General features: G+C 32.6%; 17 protein-coding genes and 2 pseudogenes. 11 read left to right on the forward strand and 8 right to left on the reverse strand.

The window, feature by feature from the left end:
• Positions 1-160 (reverse strand): transposase (locus BMX03_RS05145; protein WP_177159361.1); only part of this gene is annotated, 160 nt, incomplete at its 3' end.
• 137 nt (positions 161-297) lie between these two features.
• Here BMX03_RS05145 and BMX03_RS11520 point away from each other — a divergent pair.
• From BMX03_RS11520 to BMX03_RS05170, 5 genes and pseudogenes are all read left to right on the forward strand, one after another.
• Positions 298-471 (forward strand): annotated as a pseudogene (locus BMX03_RS11520) (EamA family transporter); the annotation flags it as partial.
• Positions 472-569: 98 nt separating this feature from the next.
• The gene (gene thiM, locus BMX03_RS05155; RefSeq protein ID WP_091694217.1) at positions 570-1,391 is read left to right on the forward strand and encodes a hydroxyethylthiazole kinase; all 822 of its coding nucleotides are present in this window, start codon (positions 570-572) and stop codon (positions 1,389-1,391) included.
• A 5-nt stretch (positions 1,392-1,396) separates the two neighbouring features.
• Positions 1,397-2,185 (forward strand): bifunctional hydroxymethylpyrimidine kinase/phosphomethylpyrimidine kinase, encoded by a 789-nt coding sequence (gene thiD, locus BMX03_RS05160; RefSeq protein WP_022227579.1) that lies wholly within the window; start codon positions 1,397-1,399, stop codon positions 2,183-2,185.
• A gap of 77 nt (positions 2,186-2,262) precedes the next feature.
• On the forward strand, positions 2,263-3,444 hold the full coding sequence (locus tag BMX03_RS05165; RefSeq protein WP_091694218.1) for an MFS transporter: 1,182 nt from the start codon (positions 2,263-2,265) through the stop codon (positions 3,442-3,444).
• Between the two features lie 83 nt (positions 3,445-3,527).
• On the forward strand, positions 3,528-3,908 hold the full coding sequence (locus BMX03_RS05170) for a YbaN family protein (RefSeq protein ID WP_225091019.1): 381 nt from the start codon (positions 3,528-3,530) through the stop codon (positions 3,906-3,908).
• 50 nt (positions 3,909-3,958) lie between these two features.
• Here BMX03_RS05170 and BMX03_RS05175 read toward each other — a convergent pair.
• Together BMX03_RS05175 and BMX03_RS05180 are read right to left on the reverse strand one after the other, a co-directional pair.
• Positions 3,959-4,300 (reverse strand): annotated as a pseudogene (locus tag BMX03_RS05175) (DMT family transporter); the annotation flags it as partial.
• A gap of 15 nt (positions 4,301-4,315) precedes the next feature.
• Positions 4,316-4,837 carry a DMT family transporter gene (locus BMX03_RS05180; protein ID WP_091694224.1) on the reverse strand — a complete coding sequence of 174 codons (522 nt, stop codon included), beginning with the start codon at positions 4,835-4,837 and terminating at the stop codon, positions 4,316-4,318.
• A gap of 83 nt (positions 4,838-4,920) precedes the next feature.
• On the opposite strand from BMX03_RS05180, the gene BMX03_RS05185 reads away from it, so the two are divergent.
• A complete protein-coding gene (locus tag BMX03_RS05185; protein WP_019000029.1) occupies positions 4,921-5,595 on the forward strand; it encodes a uracil-DNA glycosylase in 675 nt (224 codons plus the stop codon).
• Here BMX03_RS05185 and BMX03_RS05190 read toward each other — a convergent pair.
• Together BMX03_RS05190 and BMX03_RS05195 are read right to left on the reverse strand one after the other, a co-directional pair.
• Entirely contained in the window at positions 5,585-6,451 is an 867-nt protein-coding gene (locus tag BMX03_RS05190) for an RluA family pseudouridine synthase (protein WP_075554965.1), read from the reverse strand. The genes BMX03_RS05185 and BMX03_RS05190 overlap by 11 nt on opposite strands.
• A 9-nt stretch (positions 6,452-6,460) precedes the next feature.
• Positions 6,461-6,673, reverse strand: a complete 213-nt coding sequence (locus BMX03_RS05195; RefSeq protein ID WP_091694226.1) for an AtpZ/AtpI family protein — start codon at positions 6,671-6,673, stop codon at positions 6,461-6,463.
• Positions 6,674-6,725: 52 nt separating this feature from the next.
• Here BMX03_RS05195 and BMX03_RS05200 point away from each other — a divergent pair, with 52 nt between their 5' ends.
• On the forward strand, positions 6,726-7,208 hold the full coding sequence (locus BMX03_RS05200; protein WP_022227685.1) for a hypothetical protein: 483 nt from the start codon (positions 6,726-6,728) through the stop codon (positions 7,206-7,208).
• A 90-nt stretch (positions 7,209-7,298) separates the two neighbouring features.
• Here the strand turns inward: BMX03_RS05200 and yidA are convergent, their stop codons facing one another.
• The 3 genes from yidA to addB are packed head-to-tail and all read right to left on the reverse strand — an operon-like array spanning position 7,299 to position 15,392.
• Positions 7,299-8,111 (reverse strand): sugar-phosphatase, encoded by an 813-nt coding sequence (yidA, locus tag BMX03_RS05205; protein WP_022227684.1) that lies wholly within the window; start codon positions 8,109-8,111, stop codon positions 7,299-7,301.
• A gap of 58 nt (positions 8,112-8,169) precedes the next feature.
• Positions 8,170-11,853 (reverse strand): helicase-exonuclease AddAB subunit AddA, encoded by a 3,684-nt coding sequence (gene addA / locus BMX03_RS05210; RefSeq protein WP_091694229.1) that lies wholly within the window; start codon positions 11,851-11,853, stop codon positions 8,170-8,172.
• Positions 11,820-15,392, reverse strand: coding sequence for a helicase-exonuclease AddAB subunit AddB (addB, locus tag BMX03_RS05215; protein ID WP_091694231.1), 3,573 nt, complete (start codon positions 15,390-15,392; stop codon positions 11,820-11,822). The genes addA and addB overlap by 34 nt, the downstream gene beginning before the upstream one ends.
• Positions 15,393-15,584: 192 nt before the next feature.
• Between addB and nadA the strand changes: the two genes are divergently transcribed.
• From nadA to BMX03_RS05235, 4 genes are read left to right on the forward strand one after another with little or no spacing between them, the layout of a single operon-like run.
• Positions 15,585-16,493: a quinolinate synthase NadA gene (gene nadA, locus BMX03_RS05220; RefSeq protein ID WP_091694234.1), complete on the forward strand. Its 909-nt coding sequence runs from the start codon at positions 15,585-15,587 to the stop codon at positions 16,491-16,493.
• Positions 16,494-16,506: 13 nt separating this feature from the next.
• Positions 16,507-17,820 carry an L-aspartate oxidase gene (locus BMX03_RS05225; RefSeq protein ID WP_091694237.1) on the forward strand — a complete coding sequence of 438 codons (1,314 nt, stop codon included), beginning with the start codon at positions 16,507-16,509 and terminating at the stop codon, positions 17,818-17,820.
• Complete coding sequence (nadC, locus tag BMX03_RS05230; protein ID WP_075554959.1) at positions 17,817-18,668, forward strand: carboxylating nicotinate-nucleotide diphosphorylase; 852 nt, start codon at positions 17,817-17,819, stop codon at positions 18,666-18,668. Before BMX03_RS05225 ends, nadC begins: the two co-directional genes overlap by 4 nt.
• 23 nt (positions 18,669-18,691) lie before the next feature.
• The gene (locus tag BMX03_RS05235) at positions 18,692-20,005 is read left to right on the forward strand and encodes an MFS transporter (RefSeq protein WP_015561914.1); all 1,314 of its coding nucleotides are present in this window, start codon (positions 18,692-18,694) and stop codon (positions 20,003-20,005) included.
• Positions 20,006-20,319: the final 314 nt, after the last annotated feature.

Here is a 20,319-nt window from a genome sequence, read left to right on the forward strand (position 1 = left end):
ATTCTTGCAAAGTTATATTATATTTAGGAGATATATACTCAAATATTTCTTTAGCTCGTGAAGAAATGTTGTCATCAAAAACTTTTCTTCTATATTTTATGACTAATACTAAATGATAATTTAGCAAAAATACTGAATGAGCATTGTTGTCTAAATTCATTATAATCACCACATTTTTTTATATTCGACCAATAAGATTATCTCATAAAATATATATCCATTCAATCTCCTAAGGAGCAATTCATCTCACTACCTTAGAGGTAGGAGACTTCTTGCTCAGTATGGTTAAAAAAATTAGAAGCAGGAAAAGCTTCAATATTAGCTACGATTGAACCTATTGTATCAGCTATAGTGGGATTGATATTTTTTCAGGAAGTATTTGATTTAACAAAGATATTAGGTATGATATGCATTATTTCGGCAATATTAATACTTAATTTAAATTTAGTAAAAGCTAAATCTATAAATTAAGTTAATTTTAATGGAGTCAAGTTAAACAAAAAGCTTTTTCATTGCAGGCATTTTGTGAATATTGTAGAATGAAAATAATAAAAAGGAGGCTGATTATTTTGTTGAAAGAATGTTTAGAGAATGTGCGTAAAAATTCTCCATTAATACATAATATTACTAATTATGTTACTGTAAATGATTGTGCAAATATTTTATTAGCTTGTGGAGCATCACCTATTATGGCTGATGATATCAATGAAGTAGAAGAAATCACCAGCATTTGTAATGGTTTAAATATAAATATTGGTACGTTGAATTCAAGAACAATTAATTCTATGCATAAAGCAGGTTGGATGGCTAATAGATTAAGTCATGCAGTTTTATTAGACCCTGTAGGTGTAGGAGCGTCAGAACTTCGCACTCGCACTGCTGTTGAATTAGTAAAAAATATAAAATTTGATGTAATTCGCGGTAATATTTCTGAAATAAAAACTTTAGCAAATGGCAGTGGTTCAACTCGTGGTGTAGATGCTGATATAAGAGATAGCATTACTGAAGAGAATTTAACAGAATATGTAAAATTTGCTAAGCAATTATCTAAAAATATGGATGCTATTATTGCTATTAGTGGTGTCATTGATATTGTGGCTGATAGTAAAGATGCTTATGTGATTTACAATGGTCATAAAATCATGAGTAAAATTACAGGTAGTGGCTGTATGTTATCAGCATTTACTACAGCTTATTTAGCAGCAAATAAAGATAATAAATTAATAGCTACAGTAGCAGCTTTTTGTGCTATGGGTGTAGCAGGTGAAATCGCTCAAAAACGCATGGGCGAATTAGATGGCAATGCAAGCTTTAGAAATTATTTAATTGATGCTATTTATAATATGACTGGTGAACAGTTAGAAGCTATGGCTAAATATGAAAAGAGATGATAGAGATGAATGAAATGAAAAAAGTTTTGACAATAGCAGGTTCAGATTGTAGTGGTGGAGCAGGTATTCAAGCGGATATAAAAACAATTACTGCTCATAAAATGTATGCAATGAGTGCAATTACAGCACTGACAGCTCAAAATACAACTGGTGTTTATGGCATTTTAGATGCAGGGGCTGACTTTGTTGGCAGACAATTGGATTGTATTTTCCAAGATATTTATCCTGATGCAGTTAAAATCGGTATGGTAGCAAATAAAGAAATCATTGAGATGATTGCTCATAAATTAGTAGAATATAAAGCTAAAAATATCGTTGCTGACCCAGTAATGGTTTCTACAGCTGGTAGTCGTTTGATGGAAGAAGATGCGGCAAATACTTTAATTGAAAAATTATTGCCATTAGCTACAGTGATTACACCAAATTTAGCAGAAGCAGAAGTTTTATGTGGTTTTGCTATCAAGACGAAAGAAGATTGCATAAAAGCAGCACAGACTATTTCACAAAAGATACCGACAGCTATTTTAATTAAAGGTGGTCATTTGGAAGATACAGCAGATGATTTGCTTTGGGACCATGGAGAAATTCATTGGTTTGAAGGTAATCGCATAGACAATCCAAATACTCATGGTACAGGCTGTACTTTATCATCAGCGATTGCTTCTAATTTAGCTGCTGGTCATGATTTAGTTACAAGCATTAAAAATGCTAAAGATTATATCACAGGAGCATTAAAAGCTAATTTAGATTTAGGAAAAGGCAGTGGCCCTTTAAATCATATGTATAATTTATAAATAAAAAAATCGCCTTAATCTAAGGCGATTTTTATTTTAAAATTTTAATCCAAAATGAAAGGAGTAAAAGATTTTTCATGGACAAAAGTAAATTAAATTACCAGAAAAATTTGTTGTTGGTAATAGTTGTACTATTTTGGTTTGCTCAATATGTATATGTGCCTTTTCAAACACCATATTTATTAACTATGCAGGTTTCTTCTAGCATGATTGGCATAATCATAGGTATATATGGTTTTTCGCAAATGGTATTGAGAATGCCCATTGGCATTATGGCAGATAAAAATGGTCGTCATAAATTATTTATCATTTTGGGAGTTACAGCTTCAGCACTAGCTTCTGTATTTCGCATTATTTTAGAACCGCAAACAGGTTTTTTAGTGGGAAATATATTATCTGGTTTTGCTTCAGCTATGTGGATTTCTTTCATGGTTTTATATGCTAGTTATTTCACTTGTGAAAATCTACAGCGAGCAATGGGCCTTATCATGGCTGCTAATAATATAGGCGTTTTAGGTGGTTTTGTTTTAAGTACCTTGAGCTATAATCATTTAGGTATGAATTTTTTATGTTTATTGAGTATCTGTAGTGGAGTGCCAGCGATATTATTATCGTTTGGTATTAAAGAGCAAAAGACAAAAACAGTAAAAATAGTGCCGAAAACATCAGATTTAATAAAAGTTTATGCAGATAAAAGATTGATTTTCTTTTCGATATTGGCATTAGTTCAACAAGGTATCTTAATGGCTACTTGTATGAGTTTTACAACGCAGATTGCTCATGAAATAAATGCGAGTGCATTTCAAATTGGTCTACTATCCATCGTATATATTATTGTAGCAGTGCTAGCTTCTTATTTTTCAGCAAGTAATTTTGCTAGACGATTGGGGTCATCACTTTGGATACCTTTTATTTTATTCGTTTTAGCTATATATTGTTTTGCTGTACCTAATATTTTTTCACCTAATTTATTGATTGCTATTCAAATATTAGCGGGATTATCTACAGGGATTGTTTTTTCTTTTTGCACTTCAGAAGCAATGAAAAATGTCCCTATCGAAAAACGTTCTACAGCTATGGGATATTATCAAGCTATTTATGCAGTGGGAATGACGATAGTACCAATGATAGCTGGTAATATTGCGGAAATATATAATCTAAATATAGCTTTTTATCTTGAAGGTATTATAGCTGTAATAGCTACTGTAGCAAGTATGATTTATTTTAAATACGATAATAGAAAAACAATTAAAGGATAATTGCTAAATAATAGAAGATAATTCCAGTATATTATGATATAATTTTATTGAAAATTGTTATCATTTATTTAATGAGGTGCAAAGTGGAATTATCAAATAAAATTTTGATGCGATATTTTTGGATAAGCTTAGGTTGTATAAGCTTTATATTAGGAACTATAGGGATTATATTGCCATTATTACCAACAGTGCCTTTTTATTTGTTAACTCTATATTGTTTTTCTAAAGGTTCACAGAGATTACATCAATGGTTTAGGCAAACTGATTTATATAAAAAACATTTGGCAGATTTTGTGCAAAAGCGAACAATGAGCATAAAGGCAAAATTCAAAGTGCTTTTTATGGTAACAGTAATAATGAGCATAGGTTATTATTTTATGCCAGCTGAATTCTTTTGGGTACAATATGTGATGCTTACCGTTTGGATAATACATATTATTTATTTGTTTTGGGGTGGGGCATAAAAACAGAAAAATATAGATGAAAATAAAAATAAGAGGCTAAAATTAGCCTCTTATTTTGCTTTAGCTAAGATAAATACTGTACTTAAAATTAATACTGCTCCCATAAGTTCGATAGAGGAGAAAGTAACATTTAAGAAGATTAAAGAGAGAATAATAGAACAAAGTGGTTCGCCCACAGTTAATATACTGGCTTCAGTTGGACTCAAGTAATCAAGGCTTTTTAAGTAAAAGCAAAAGGCTAATACAGTACCAAATAAAATCATGCTTAAAATTGCACTTAATGTATATAAATTTATCTCTCTTGGTATATCTAGTGGATTATTAAAACAAGAAATAAATATTCCACCAAAGAGCATACTCCATCCCATTACATTTGTAGAGGAGTATTTAGATAATACTTTGCGAGGTTAAAGCGTATAAAATACACAATAAAGTGCAGAAGTGATACCAGCCATAAAGGCTATAGGGGAAAGAATAATTGAAGAAAAATCTCCTTTAGTAACTATTAAAGATGTACCTGTTATAGCGAATAAAATAGAAATGAGTTCAAGACCGGAAGGTCGTTTATGTTTTACTAATAAAGTGTAGAGCATGATGAATACAGGTAAAAGAAATACTAAAATAGTGGCAGTAGGAGCATTGCTGTGATTTATGCAGATATAAAAACCATATTGTGAACCTAATAGCCCAATTACACCTAATATTAATAAAGACATAAAATCTGTTTTTAATACTTGAAATATATTTCGTTCATAGAAAAAATAAGTGATGATTAAAAGGATTAAACCGCTGGCAAGTAAGCGTGTATTTACAAGCCACTCAGGTGTGAAATGTTCTCTACTTATTAAATATTGAACTAAAATTCCCACAAGACCCCACATCGCAGTAGAAGATAATACCATTAAAATACCTTTTAAATGATTATTCATTGAGTGCCTCCGTTGTTTTTCCTATTGTTAATATTTTGGTATAATAAAAATAATGATATTTAAATGAGAAAGAGGTGTAATTCATGGAGATTTTTCATAATGATTGGGCTGAATTTTTAAATCCAGAATTGAAGAAACCATATTATTTAGAACTTCGTAAATTTTTAGTAGATGAGTATAAAACGAGACAGATATTTCCAGACATGTATGATATTTTCAATGCTCTCCATTACACAAGTTATCATGATACAAAAGTTGTGATTTTAGGTCAAGACCCTTATCATGGTGATGGTCAGGCACATGGACTTAGTTTTTCTGTAAAACCTGGAGTAAAAGCTCCACCTTCACTTGTGAATATTTTCAAAGAGTTAAAAGAAGATTTAGGCTGTGAAATACCGAATAATGGATGCTTAAAACCATGGACACAGCAAGGTGTATTATTATTAAACACTGTACTTACAGTGAGAGCACATCAAGCGAATTCTCATCGTAATATGGGGTGGGAAAAATTCACAGATAGAATTATTGAAATCTTAAATGAACGTGAAAAACCTATAGCTTTTGTTTTATGGGGAGCACCTGCTCGCAAAAAGAAAAAAATGATTACGAATCCGAAACATTTCATCGTAGAGTCTGCACATCCAAGTCCATTATCTGCATTTAATGGATTTTTCGGCAGTAGACCATTTTCTAAAGTAAATGCCTTTTTAGAAGCTGTGGGTGAAAAACCTATAAATTGGCAAATTCCTAATCTATGATTAATTTTGCCATATCATCTGGCAGGGAACTGGAGAGACAAATTTCTTCATGGGTAAAAGGGTGAGTGAATTTTAATTTATAAGCATGAAGAGCATGGCGAGCGATTAAATTTAATTTACCACCATAGAGGTCATCTCCTAATAATGGATGACCAAGATAAGACATATGCACACGTATTTGATGTGTTCGCCCTGTTTCTAGCCATAGCTTGATTAAAGAATAATTTTCAAATTCTTTGATTACGCGATAATTGGTGATGGCATGTTTGCCTTCATCATTGACTTCATGCAGAATGATACTATCTTTTTTTCTGCCAATAGGTGCATTTATCTGCCCTTGTTTTTGTGAGAGTTTTCCATGAACTAGGGCATAGTAATATCTTTGAAATTTTTGGTGGTTATTGGCTAATTGATGTTGTAATTGTGGCATTTTAGCAAAAACGACGAGGCCAGAAGTATTTCTATCAAGGCGATAAAGTGGATGACAGCCTACATTTTGATTAGTTTTCGCAAAATGATACATCACGCCATTAGCTAGAGTTTGAGTATTTTCAAATGTCAATGGGTGAGTGAGCATACCAGCTATTTTATCCACGATTAAGAAATAATCATCTTCAAAGACAATATTTAAGGGTATTTGTATAGCTTCTACTTTGGAAGTTACAGGAAGATTGTATTCAATGATGTCATTTGGTTTTACTATTGCCTGTGTAGCACGAACTTTTTGACCATTTACGAAAAATTCATCTTGTCGCTTGATTTTTTTCCATAATGTAGAAGATATATTTTCATGGCGTTTTAAGTAATCTTTAGCTAATTGCTCTTTGACATCTGCTTTGACGATATATTTAATCATAGATACTCCTTAAGATTTATTTACATCTTTGATTTTTTTATAAGCAGTGTAAACAGCGGTGATTACACCTAAGATGATGCCAATTAAAGTGAAAATAGGTGTAGAGTTAAAGTAGATATCAGCTTTTTGCCCTAAGAAAATACAAACGCCAATAGTGATTACAAAGTGAAAACCAATGCCAGATACAAAGGTAAAAGTTTCCCAAGTTGATTTTGGTGCCATAAAATACCTCTTTTCTAAGTTAATAAATTTAAATAAAAGGTTGTGATTTTTAATGAATAAAACAATAAAAGTAATTTATTTATTGATGATGTTATTGATTGTAAATACTTGTGTAGCTTTCGCTCAAAGTGAAGAAAAAAATACACAAACATATAATTGGCAAGCCTTTGATATTGGACCTGCAGAAGATTATAATTATGATTTTGATGCAAATAGCATAAAATATGCAAGAAATGAAGACGGTTCTATCAATAAGAATATCATTATTTATCAGGAAAAGAAAATAAATAATGTGCCAATGTCTTCAGAATTTAATTATTACACAATCACTCAATGTAAGTTGAATATAGAACAGACTTCTATTTGTTTTGGTGATGAATCTTATTATACGAAAAAGGATAAATTCCGTTGGACTGATACACCAATGTATTTGACATGGATTACAGTTAGCCGTGATTCTATAGGTGGATTACGCTTTATACAAATCGTAGAATATGCTAGAGCTCATGATGATATTTTAACAAGTAGAGCATAATTATGAATTTATAATTTAATAATTAATAGAAAATAACCCTCAATAGTTGTTTTATTGATAACTGTTGAGGGTTATTTATTTGGAGCTATTTTATTTATTTAAAACAAATTTTTCAATGGCTTTAGCTACACCATCATTATCGTTTGTATCAGTTACATAATCGGCGATAGCTTTTACTTTATCAATGCCGTTTTCCATAGCAACACCAAGACCGGCAGCTTTGATCATAGTGTAGTCATTGCCTTGGTCGCCACATGCCATAGTTTCAGATTGTTTGATATTTAAATAATCAGCAAGATGTAATAATCCAGCACCTTTATCTACATCTTTATGAGTGATTTCTAAAAAGAAAGGAGCGCTTTTAAATACATTGAAATCTTCTTTAATCCATGCAGGAAGTTTTGCGATAGCCTCATCTAAAATTTCTGGTGGATCAATGAACATAACTTTGATGATATCTTCTTCATCTGTAATATCTGTTAAAGGATTGATGATGTTGATATCAATTTGATTGATACTAGCTTCATGTTCTGTATATTGGCTAGTTTCGTTAGTAATTAAGCCACGACTAGGAGAGAAGGCTTGACAATGTACGCCTAATTCTTGAGCTAATTTAAATAATTTTTTATAATCTGAGCCTTTTAAAATACATTTAGATACTGCTTCACCAGTTTTTGCATCAACGATTAAAGCACCATTAAAGCTTAAAACATATTCGCCTTCATGAATTAAATCTAATTCTTTAAGTGGTGGTTGAAGTCCAGCAAGTGGTCTACCAGAAGCAAGGACAATTTTTACACCTAAAGCTCTAGCTTGAGCTAAAGTTTCTTTTGTTCTATCAGTGATTTGCTTGTCAGAATTAAATAAAGTGCCGTCCATATCAAGGGCTATTAATTTATACATTAAAAATCTCCTTTTATACGTTTATAATTATTCGATTTAGTTAATTGTATAACTAAAGTTACATTTTTATCAAGCTAGCATCATGAAAAAGATAGAGATATTTTTCTTTAATCGGTTTTCGCATGATTTCACTGGCTGCTTGAGCATAAAGTTCTATTTGCATAGCATATTTTGCTTTAGCTTCTATTTGTGTGCAATTATCTGTTTTATAGTCTAATAAAATCAAGCCATCATCTTCTTCTACTAATAAGTCGATAATACCTTGGATAAAGATAGTATCATTATCTTCAGCTTGAGGATAATAGACTTTAGCATTAATCATGCGGTTAAAAGCCAATTCTCTTTGTAGTGATTTTGCTTTTTGAATGCGTAGACCTAGCGGTGAAAATAGAAATTCACGGATATTTTTGCGGTAGATTTTATTTATATGTTGTTTATCGATTATTTCTCTATCAGCTAAATTTTGTAGTTGGGCTAATATGCCTTTATCGGATAAATCGCCGTGGAAATCTAAATGTTGCATCACTGTATGCATTAAACTACCGTATTCTGTAGCAGTCATTTTCGTTTGTTTTTGCAAAAATTGTGGTCGTTTAAAACTGGTTTCCGCAAATAGCGTTTGAGCATTATCATCTTGAGGAGCATAATCGGTTGAAGCAAATTGCTGTTTGATTTCAGTAACGGACAATTTTGCAGGAATGGACAATGCCTCTTGATGAGGATAAGACCAATTCAATAATTTATCAATATTGTCTTTTTGCTTTGTAGCTGGCAATGGCTGTAATTTTTTTACTTTATTGATGATATCTTCATTTACAGTGGAAATTATAGTTTTATCTGTGATATCTAATGAGTTGATTAGAGAAATTTGCCACTGTGAAGGATCATCTAATAAAATAGCACTTTCATTTGTAGCTGATTGACGTCGTAAGACTAAGCCGTCTTTATGGCGAGCAATAGCAGGAGCTAGCCAATCTAAATATGATTTTGCCTGCATGATGAAATAATCAGGTAGAGTTTTTGTCGTTGTTTGCAATTGAGAACAAGTATATTGAATAAATTTTTCCATATTGCGAACAGTACCTGTGAGTATGAGTTTTTCACGAGCTCTAGTCATAGCTACATATAATATACGCATTTCTTCAGCTTTGTACTCTTTGACGATTTGCTGAATGATAGCTTGGCGAGATAAATTTTGATAGCGATAGTGATGTTTGACATCATTTACATAAAGACCTAAGCCGAGTTTTTTATGAAAGAGAACACTTTCTTGAATATCTTTGAGATTGAATTGTTTGCCGATATCAGCAAGAATTACTATAGGAAATTCAAGACCTTTGCTCTTATGAATACTCATGATACGCACTACATCTTCACTATCACTTAGATTTCTAGCTACGGCTAAATCATTTCCCATATGTTGCATTTTATGGATAAAACGCAAGAAGCGGAAAAGACCGCGGAAAGAAGTCTGCTCATAATTGAAAGCTCGATCATAGAGCGCTCTTAAATTTGCTTGGCGTACAGAGCCTTCAGGCAAGCCACCTACATAATCATAATATCCTGTATCATTGAGCAATAGCCAAATCAATTCAGGTACGCTATGACTGCGGGCATAATCTCGCCAATAGTGCAATTTAGTGAGAAAATCATTTACTTTAATCTGCAATTTAGCAAATACTTTTTTATCTATAGGGAGTAATTGTTCTTGTAGCTCATTAATAGATGTCATGAATAATAAAGTTTCATACATATTTAATTGTGGATTGATAAGACGGATATGAGCTAAATCTTCAACAGTGAAATTAAATATAGGTGAGTATAAAATCGCAGTCAGTGGTATATCTTGTTGCGGATTGTCGATTATCTGCAATAATGAAAGCATGATGCGAACTTCTGTTTCTTGGAAATATCCCGTTTCGATAGTAGCATATACAGGAATATTATCTTCGCGAAGTACATCAGCTAATATCTTAGCTTTATCTTGAACAGAACGCAGTAGGATAACGATATCTTTCCATTTTATAGGGCGATAAGTCTTTGTATGTTTATTAAAGACTAAAGGCTGTTTATTCATCAATTCTTTTATGCGAAGAGCAATATATTTAGCTTCAGCTTGAAAGCCTTGTACAGTGTCTTCGTTATCACTATCATCATTATCAGTTAAAGTTAATTTTTGCTGTTTATCCAATAATGTTAATTCAATTGGTGATTTTAAAGTCAAAAATTCACTTTGAGGATAATCAAAACCGCAGTATAAGGCTTCATCTTTGCCATAAGATAATTCTCCAGCTTTTGTAGTCATGATTTGGGAAAAGATGAAATTGACGCCATCAAGGATTTCCTTGCGACTGCGGAAGTTTTGGGCTAAATCAATGCGAAGACAATCTTCTTCATGAGGATATTGATGATATTTAGCTAAGAATAATTCTGGCTCAGCTAAACGGAATTTATAAATGCTTTGTTTTACATCGCCGACAAAAAATAAATTTGGTTTAGTGCGTGAAGCGATTAGATTTAAAATAGCTTCTTGAACTCCGTTTGTATCTTGGTATTCATCGACCATGATTTCTACATATTTTTCCTGTAATGTCTGAGCGATTGATGAAGGTATCAGCTTTTCAGCAGTGGAATTTTCTTCAGCGAGTAATTTCAAAGTGAAATGTTCAAGGTCAGAAAAATCGACTAAAGAGCGTTCGTTTTTAGCTTTACTAAAAGCTTGAGAAAATTCTATGGTTATATTACATAAGCTATTGGCTTGTTTATACAATTGAGGCATATCGGAGAGTGTATCTTCAATAGTTTGCGTAAAATAATGCTCTTTTAATTGTTTGATGATTTTCTTGGTTTCATCACGAAGAGCGGAAATGGTAGCTTTATCTTCTTCACTTACAGAGAATTTTTTAGAAATTCGCAGAGCTTTAAATTTAAATTCATTGATTAAATTAAAAAATTCTTGCCATGAAGTGTCGATTAAATTATTTAAATCATAAAGAAAAGCTAAATCTTCACTGGCAATATCTGCATAAGGTGGTAAGTTTAAATCTGTAGCTAATTGATACATCTTCTGGCTATTGTCTATGGCTATATTTAAACCATCTTTGACATTGTCTTTGATTATCTGTAGCCATGGGCAATCATTGAGTTCATCAGCATTATTGATTTGAAAATATGAAGGTAGAGCTTTCAGCCATTGTAAAGGAAAAGGCTGACTGCGAGAGTATTCATATAGCTTTAAGATGATATCATAGGTGCTATCATCGCCACGTTCATTGCCATAGGTGTCAGTAAATTCTAGAAAGTCTTCATTATCATCTTTGTCATAATTCGTTTCAAAGAGTTCTTCAAGTACATCGAGTTTTAATAATTCAATTTCTTGAGGATTAGCAAGACGAAATTTAGGATCTAAGCCTAATTGATGAAAATATTGGCGAATGATATTTTGACAAAAAGCATGAAGTGTGGAGATTGAAGAAGCGTTTAATAATATGAGTTGACGCTCTTTATCTTTATCGGATAATTTCTCTGTGATGGCACTGGCGATACGTTCACGCATTTCAGATGCAGCTGCATTAGTGAAGGTAACGACTAGTATTTGATTGATGTCGCATGTTTTATTTACAATGCGTTGAATTACACGCTCTACTAATACAGAGGTTTTCCCTGAGCCAGCAGCTGCGGCTACGAGGATATTTTTATCATAAGTATTTATAGCTTGTTGTTGCTGTGCTGACCAAGGCATGGAATTCCTTCTTTCTGTTTTAATTTTTCAATGATTTCTTCATCATTGAGTTGATTTATTTCTCGATAATTATAGCCGGAGATATATTTATCAAAACGACAGATGGCGATATATGGGCAGTATTTGCAGGCTGTTTCATCTTTTAATTTATACGGTGCGATATCAGCATTGCCCTTTAAAATTTCACTGCCAGCTTCTTTTAAAGTATTTTCGATATGTTTCATCAATAAATCGAATTCTTCTGCTGTTTTTACATAGGAACGACTTTGAGCGGAGATATCATCTTGATTTTTATTTAAACGCACTTTGATAAAATTAGAAGAGTCATCAATTTTTTTGATGATTTCTGGATCTGCCAATACCCAGCCAGGCATACGCATTTTCTTTTCAATTTCTGTTTTAATTTGTTGAACGGATAATTTATTAGTACCTGTGATGATAGGCGTTTTTAAAAAGCAATATAAAATACCAGCAGGAATGGCATTTTCCATATTATATAATTGCAAAGTAGTATTTTGAGCCACTAAAAGATAAGTCAAAAGCTGTAATTTCAAGCCATAATATACTTGTAGTAGATTAATAAAAGCATTGCCTGATTTATAGTCAATGACTAGATAGTAATTATCATTGAAATCAATGCGGTCAATCTGCCCAATGATTTCTATTTTGTGATTATCTTCATCTGTGAACAATAAAGGAGACATAGAGCTATTAGCACCGAAATCTTGCTCTAGAGCTTTAGGTGAAAATTCACTGTGTTTGGCAAATTCCACTAGACGCATCAAAGAATCAATGGATAATTGCTCAATTCTCTGCAAAAGATGTCTATAGCGATTGGAACTTAAGAGAATTTCATTTTGCAATTTAGGAGCAATCGTTTTGATGATTTGTTTGCAAATTTGTTGACATTGTTCATGAGTTACATCTTGCCATGATATTTGTCGTTTTACGAGGATTTCTCCAAATTGGTGCATGATGGCGTGGAGTAAAATCCCTAAATCTGGAGCGGCAAATTTAAATTCTTTGCGTTCTTGTAGATTTAAGGCATAATGAGCAAAATGTTTGAATGGGCAATTAAAGAATTGTTCAAAGCGTGTTACACTGCCACGAAGTGTTTTGCGTTTCGTATATAATTTACTAGCTAAATCAGATGGCAATACAGGTTTTGGTGCTTGGGCGAAAATACTTTGTAGTGCCGTAGATAAAGGCACATCAGCAGTTAAGAGATAATTATAAACATCTTGCCAAAATGACGCTAAATCTTCACCATCACGAGCTTGGCGAAGAGCTGAAGTCAAATGACTAAGCGTCTTTCTTGTTGTAGATACTTGCATGGTCTTTATTGCAAATGAGCTATCTAAAGGATTTTCTTTTAGCGTAAAATCACTTGGATAAGAGATTATTTTATCTAGAGGAATAGCTGTGAACTTTGCTTTAGGCAAAATTTTTTGCAATCTAGTTATCAAGATGGATTTATTCAGTCCAGCTCCTTCACCATCGGCTAGAGCATAAGATACCCAAAGATAATCTGTAGCTAAGGAAAAGCCTTTGTAGAGAAGATATCTTTCGGCAAAATTATCTTCCATTGTACCACTAGAGATATTTAGCCCTAGACTTGCCATCAATAAACGTTCAGCATCACTTAAGATACCTTCTGTTTTACTATGGCGAGGCATGATTTTTTCATTAGCACCTAAAATATAAATAGTTTTTTTATTGTTTAAAGTATTATGTTCAAATGGTGCAAGTGTAACATAATCATAGCCAGGTGGTATCAAAGCAATCTGTATACTATCTAAGCCATCATTAATTAATTTTAAATAATTTTCAAGATTGATATAATCCTTGCCACATATTTGCACTAATTGATCCATCAATTCAATGATATTATCCCAGATTTGATGATGTTCTTTGGCAAGGGCAATATCATTTTGTTCTTGGGCTATTTTTTCCCATAATTGCAATTGAGTCGGTATTTGTAAATCGAGCAGAAAATCATATAGGGCAAGCGTATATTCCTCGATAGTCTGCGAATTTTGGCAAGCAGTGTAGAACTTCTCTAAAGGAGCGACTAAACTGCGTCTAGTTAAATTTATAGCAGTGAAATTAGCTTCTTCTTCCAAATCTGTGCCCATAGAGTCAATCTGTTTATGGTGAGAAAAACGCCAATCATTTTCTTCACACCAGCGATTGCGACCGCGAAGACCAAAAGCTAAGACGTAATTTTCCAATTTATCAATGGCTTTACGAGCGATAGCTTTTTGTTCTGTTAAATTTAATTCTATTTTATCTGTATTTTCTTCGAGGTTTTTAAGTGATTGTAAATATTTGTCATTGAAGAAATCAGTCTTAAAAGCTCGAAATAATGGTTCGTATTGCCATGTAGAAATAGCCTCTAGGCTAGAGCGGATTAATTCAGCTAGAGGATGATGAGCAGTTTGTCGCTTGCTATCGCTGAAATAAGGAATATTAAAATCATTCAAGACTGCTTGTAATAATTCGCTATAATCTTCACTACTGCGGATTAAAATACCGATATCATAATGGCGATAATTTTCTTCGCGACATAGACGCAAAATATCGCAGGCGACAGCTTCACATTCTAAACGGCGATTAGGTGCTTCGACTATTTGAAGACCGCCAGTATAATTTCTTTTCGTTAAAGGAAATTTAAATAATTGCTCTTCAATAAAGGCTAAATCTTGTTGTTTATGGCGGTGATTTTTTGTAAGTGTAGTTATCTTTGTAGGTAGAGCTAATTTTTTAGCCATATTATTTATCTGTTGAAATACATTGAATTGGCGATGAAATAAAGCAGTAGGTGCTTCATGTTCAATATCATTTAAATTGTTGATGCATAATGTTAAATGAATATCACTAGCTAATGCTAATAATTGTTCAACTACGCGAACATGTTGAGGATTGAAAGCATCAAAACCATCTATCCAAATTTCAGCATCTTGGAGCCATGTACATTCAGGTAATTTTTTGATCGCAAGTTCCATCATATCCTCGCTATCGTGATAGCGACCAGCCATCTGTTCATCAAGACCAGCGTAAATAGAAGTTAAATCACTTAATTTTTGTTTGAGTGAATCATTATCGATAAGCGTTAGAATATCTTGCAAAGTAGTAACGCTGATACCAGAAGTTTTGAATTCTTCAATGATTTGTGATACAGAAGCTGTGAAATGATGTTGGCGAGCAGCCTTGGCTAAGATAGAGAGTTTTGTAGAACTTAAAACTCTAGATAATAATAATTCTTTGCCGATTTCATTGAGATGTGGATGGAGTATCCCACCGCAACGCATTAATACTTGATAGGCAAGTCTACTCATGCCCAAGACATAAGCTCTAGTAAAACCGCCATAATCTTTTAATTCTAAAGCTAATTGACGTTCAATCGCAAAAGTCATATGGTCAGGCAATAATATAACTAGAGGTTTCCCTGTCGGTGAATGGATTAATTTTTCTTTAATGGTATTTAAACAAGCTGTGGTTTTTCCACTTCCTGCTCTGCCAATGATGAATTCTAACATAAGATTACCTCACAAATTTATCAAAAATATATTGGCTTAATTATATCATAATCGAGTAAAATCACTGTTTCGTTTAGCAGTAAAAACGACTTCTTATTGACAATTGAAAAATATTTGTATACATTGATGTCTTGTCAGTTGTTAATATTTGATGTATAATATCAAAAAATATTCCATGAAGGAGAAATCTTGATGTTGTCTTTAAAAGAAGAAGTAGAGCAATTAAAAAAAGAAAAAAATGCTGTTATTTTGGCACATTATTATGTTCCTGATGATGTTCAAGAAGTCGCAGATTATATAGGAGATTCGTTTTATTTAAGTAAAATTGCTAAAAATATTGGTGCTGATTTAATCGTATTTGCAGGAGTATCTTTCATGGGTGAAAGTGCAAAAATTTTAAATCCTAAAAAGAAAGTATTATTGCCAGATAGATATGCAGATTGTGCTATGGCACATATGGCAAGCGTAGATAAAGTAAAAAAAATGCGTGAAGAAGTCGAAGACTTAGCAGTAGTTTGTTATATAAATTCTACAGCTGAATTAAAAGCAGTCTCTGATGTTTGTGTAACTTCTTCTAACGCAGTTGAGATTGTGAAAAAATTATCAAATAAAAATATTTTCTTCATTCCAGATGGTAACTTAGGAGCATATGTAGCGAGCAAAGTTCCTGAAAAGAATATTATCTGCAATGATGGTTATTGTCCAATACATAGAAAAATAAGTGCAAATTTAGTGATTGAAACGAAAAGAGCACATCCAAATGCGTTATTTTTAGTTCATCCAGAGTGTAGTGAAGAAGTAACGAATTTAGCTGATTTTGTAGGCAGTACATCAGAAATTATAAAGTTTGCCACTAATTCTGAGGAAAAAGAGTTCATCATTGGTACAGAAAATGGTGTTATGTATGAATTGAAACAAAAAAATCCAGATAAGTTATTTTTGCCAGCAATACCTAGACAATATTGTGATGACATGAAAAAAGTTACTTTAACGAAAGTTAAAGATAGCTTAGTGAATGAAAGATATGTGGTAGAAGTTGATGAAGAGTTAAGTATCAAAGCGATGAAACCACTTGAAAAAATGTTAGAATTAGCAAAATAATGAAGGTGTAAATATGCAAAATTATAAAACAGATATATTGATTGTAGGTACTGGTGCTAGTGGCTTATTTGCAGCACTACATTGTCCTATTGATAAAAATATATTGATGATAACAAAAGATGCTGTAGAAAATAGTGATTCTTTCTTAGCACAAGGTGGTATTTGTGTCTTAAGGGACGAAAATGATTATGATAGTTTTATGGAAGATACATTGAAAGCTGGTCATTATGAAAATAGAAGAGAGTCTGTAGATATAATGATACGTTCTTCTCGTGAAGTCATAAATGAATTGATTGGCTATGGTGTAGATTTTGCTAAACAAGCAAATGGCGAATTGAATTATACAAGAGAAGGTTGTCATTCTAAAGCTAGAATTTTATTTCATGAAGATATCACAGGTAAAGAAATCACTAGAAATTTATTAAAAGCAGTACAGAAATTACCTAATGTACATATTTTAGAATATGTCACTATGTTAGATTTAATTGAACAAGATAATACTTGTTTTGGTATTTTGGCTAAGGATAAAAATGATGAGTATTTAACTATTGAAGCAGATAATACAATTTTAGCTAGTGGAGGTATAGGTGGATTATATGAACATTCCACAAATTATCCTCATTTGACAGGTGATGCTATAGCGATAGCACTTCGCCATAATATAAAACTTGAAAATCCAGACTATGTACAAATTCATCCAACTTCATTATATACAAATAAACCAGGTAGAAGTTTTTTAATCTCTGAATCTGTAAGAGGTGAAGGAGCAAAATTATATGACAAAGATGGAAAGCGTTTTGCAAATGAAGTTTTGCCTAGAGATTTAATGACAGCAGAAATCAAAAAACAAATGGCAAAAGATAATATGCCTTATGTTTGGTTAGATATGACAGTTCTTGGTAAAGATGTGATTTTAAATCATTTTCCTCATATCTATGAAAAATGTCTTGAAGAAGGTTTTGATGTAACTAAACAATGGATACCGATTGTACCAGCACAGCATTATTATATGGGTGGTATTCATGTAGATAAATACAGCAAAACTACAATGAACAATCTATATGCCGTTGGTGAAACAAGTTGTAATGGAGTTCATGGAGCAAATAGATTAGCTAGTAATTCATTATTAGAAGGATTGGTCTTCGCCAAAAGAGCAGTTAATAAAATCCATGATGGTGAAAATGCACAACATAAAAAATACGATATAGATTTTGCTCAATTAGCAAATAATGTACAACAAAATATAGATAGAGAAAAAATAATCTTAGCTCAAGAATATAAAAAAGCTATTTTCAATGAAATGGATAAAGTGAGAAGTGCAAGATGAATGAAATAACAATGAAAATGAATGCAGATAAATTGATCTTGATGGCATTGCAAGAAGATATTACTAGCGAAGATGTAACAACTAATGCCATTATGCCAGAAAAAGTTTTGGGCGAAGTGGATTTAATCTGCAAAGGTGAAGGTGTAATAGCGGGTTTAAATGTATTTGCTAGAACCTTTGAATTATTAGATAAAGATACCGAAATTATATTTATGGCTAAAGATGGCGATAAAGTGAACAAAGGCGATTTACTTGCCAAAGTAAAAGGCGATATCAGAGTATTATTGTCAGGAGAACGCGTGGCATTAAACTATTTGCAGAGAATGAGTGGAATTGCCACATATACAAATCAAGTAGTAAATTTATTAGCAGGCAGTAAAACAAAATTATTAGATACGAGAAAGACCACACCGAATATGCGTATTTTTGAAAAATATGCTGTTACAGTAGGTGGAGGAAATAATCATCGTTATAATCTATCTGATGGTATCTTATTAAAAGATAATCATATTGGAGCTGCTGGCAGTGTAAAAAAAGCTATAGAATTAGCTAGAGCATATGCTCCATTTGTACGCAAAATAGAAGTTGAAACAGAAAATTTAGATATGGTAAAAGAAGCTCTAGAAGCCAGAGCAGATATCATCATGCTTGACAATATGAGCATAGATATGATGGAAGAAGCCATAAAACTCATAGACGGAAAAGCTCAAACTGAATGTTCTGGAAATGTAACTAAAGAAAATATACAAGCATTAGCTAAAATCGGTGTGGACTTCATTTCTAGCGGTGCATTGACTCATTCAGCACCAATTTTAGATTTATCGTTAAAACATTTGCATAGAATTTGATTATAAATTAAGGAGTGTAAATAATGTTATTACAAAGATTGGAAGCTTTGCCAGTAGGTAGTTTCCATTATAAATTATTAGTTATCACAGGTCTTGGTTGGTTATTTGATGCAATGGATACAGGGCTTATCGCCTTTGTATTACCTGTACTTGGTAAAGAATGGGGCTTGTCCGCTGGACAGATGGGGGCTATCGGCTCTATTGGTCTTGTGGGTATGGCAATAGGGGCAGTAATTGCAGGCTCTATCGCTGATAAATTCGGTCGTAAAGCTGTATTTTCCGCAACAGTAATTTTGTACAGTATAGCCACAGGACTTTGTGCAGTTTCATGGAGTTATGAATCCTTGTTGATTTTCCGCTTCTTCGTTGGTTTTGGTCTAGGCGGTGAACTTCCTGTAGCTGCAACACTTATGTCTGAATATGCACCAACAAATTTACGTGGTAGATTTATCGTCTTATTAGAAAGCTTCTGGGGCGTGGGCTGGATAGCAGCTGCTTGTATCGCTTACTTATTCATTCCTGTTTATGGTTGGCATTATGCTTTTATCATTGGTGCTTTACCTGCTATTTATGTATTTTTCATTCGTTTGCATATGCCTGAATCTGTAAGATATTTATTATCTAAAGGCAAAGTAGAAGAAGCTCAAAAAATTGTAGATGATTTGGAAATGCGTCTTGGTGTTAAATATAAAGGCGATTTAAAAGTAACAACTGATGATACACCTACAGAAAAACCAAAATTAAAAGATTTATGGTCTGGTAAATATTTAGCAAGAACAATCATGCTTTGGATTGTATGGTTTGGTATTGTTTATAGTTATTATGGAATTTTTACATGGCTGCCTGCTATCGTTTATCAGCAAGGTTTTGCCTTTGTAAAAACTTTTGAATATGTGCTTTTAATTACCTTTGCTCAGCTTCCTGGATATTTCTGTGCGGCATGGCTGGTGGATAAATTAGGCAGAAAATATACATTATCTTTATTTTTATGTATGAGTGGTGTAGCAAGTTATTTCTTCGGACAAGCTCAAAGTGCAGAATTGATTATCTTCTGGGGCTGTGTGATGTCCTTCTTTAATCTTGGTGCATGGGGTGTTGTTTATACTTATACACCAGAACTTTATCCAACAGCTATCCGTGCTATGGGCAGTGGTTGGGCAGCAGGTGTCGGTCGTATCGGTGGTATGGCTGCTCCACTTGTTGTAGGTATGATGATAGAAGCTGGAAGAGATATGCATACTGTTTTCTATATGTTTGCTAGTGTATTTATCATTATTGCTGTAGCAGTATTTGCTTTAGGTGTAGAAACTAAACAGAAAAACTTGGAAAATATTTAAATATAGTCTAAATAAAAATAGCAGGTACAAATGTATCTGCTATTTTTTTATCGGCAAATTAAAGATAATTATTAGATAAATTAGGTATTGAAGCAGAAAGTGATAAAATTGCTTATGGTATCAGCTATGAATATCAAGATAGTGATTCCACAACAGCTAATAAATGGCTTGCGAATGTAACATTTAAATTCTAAAAAAATAATTTTTATTTAAAACTGCACTTTAAAGGTAAAAAGCCTTTAAAGTGCAGTTTTTTTATCTTAATACAATCTTAATATAGTAGCTATATTTCATAACACTATTTTTATTTTTCC

It is taken from the genome of Megamonas sp. Calf98-2 (assembly GCF_900110235.1).
Lineage (GTDB): Bacteria > Bacillota > Negativicutes > Selenomonadales > Selenomonadaceae > Megamonas > Megamonas funiformis.

Bases quoted from the DNA above. Each gene is read 5' to 3' on its own strand.
- thiD (WP_022227579.1), top strand. From the start codon at position 1,397: ATGAATGAAATGAAAAAAGTTTTGACAATAGCAGGTTCAGATTGTAGT.
- BMX03_RS05165 (WP_091694218.1), top strand. From the start codon at position 2,263: ATGGACAAAAGTAAATTAAATTACCAGAAAAATTTGTTGTTGGTAATA.
- BMX03_RS05180 (WP_091694224.1), bottom strand. From the start codon at position 4,837: ATGAATAATCATTTAAAAGGTATTTTAATGGTATTATCTTCTACTGCG.
- BMX03_RS05185 (WP_019000029.1), top strand. From the start codon at position 4,921: ATGGAGATTTTTCATAATGATTGGGCTGAATTTTTAAATCCAGAATTG.
- BMX03_RS05190 (WP_075554965.1), bottom strand. From the start codon at position 6,451: ATGATTAAATATATCGTCAAAGCAGATGTCAAAGAGCAATTAGCTAAA.
- BMX03_RS05195 (WP_091694226.1), bottom strand. From the start codon at position 6,673: ATGGCACCAAAATCAACTTGGGAAACTTTTACCTTTGTATCTGGCATT.
- BMX03_RS05200 (WP_022227685.1), top strand. From the start codon at position 6,726: ATGAATAAAACAATAAAAGTAATTTATTTATTGATGATGTTATTGATT.
- yidA (WP_022227684.1), bottom strand. From the start codon at position 8,111: ATGTATAAATTAATAGCCCTTGATATGGACGGCACTTTATTTAATTCT.
- addA (WP_091694229.1), bottom strand. From the start codon at position 11,853: ATGCCTTGGTCAGCACAGCAACAACAAGCTATAAATACTTATGATAAA.
- addB (WP_091694231.1), bottom strand. From the start codon at position 15,392: ATGTTAGAATTCATCATTGGCAGAGCAGGAAGTGGAAAAACCACAGCT.
- nadA (WP_091694234.1), top strand. From the start codon at position 15,585: ATGTTGTCTTTAAAAGAAGAAGTAGAGCAATTAAAAAAAGAAAAAAAT.
- BMX03_RS05225 (WP_091694237.1), top strand. From the start codon at position 16,507: ATGCAAAATTATAAAACAGATATATTGATTGTAGGTACTGGTGCTAGT.
- nadC (WP_075554959.1), top strand. From the start codon at position 17,817: ATGAATGAAATAACAATGAAAATGAATGCAGATAAATTGATCTTGATG.
- BMX03_RS05235 (WP_015561914.1), top strand. From the start codon at position 18,692: ATGTTATTACAAAGATTGGAAGCTTTGCCAGTAGGTAGTTTCCATTAT.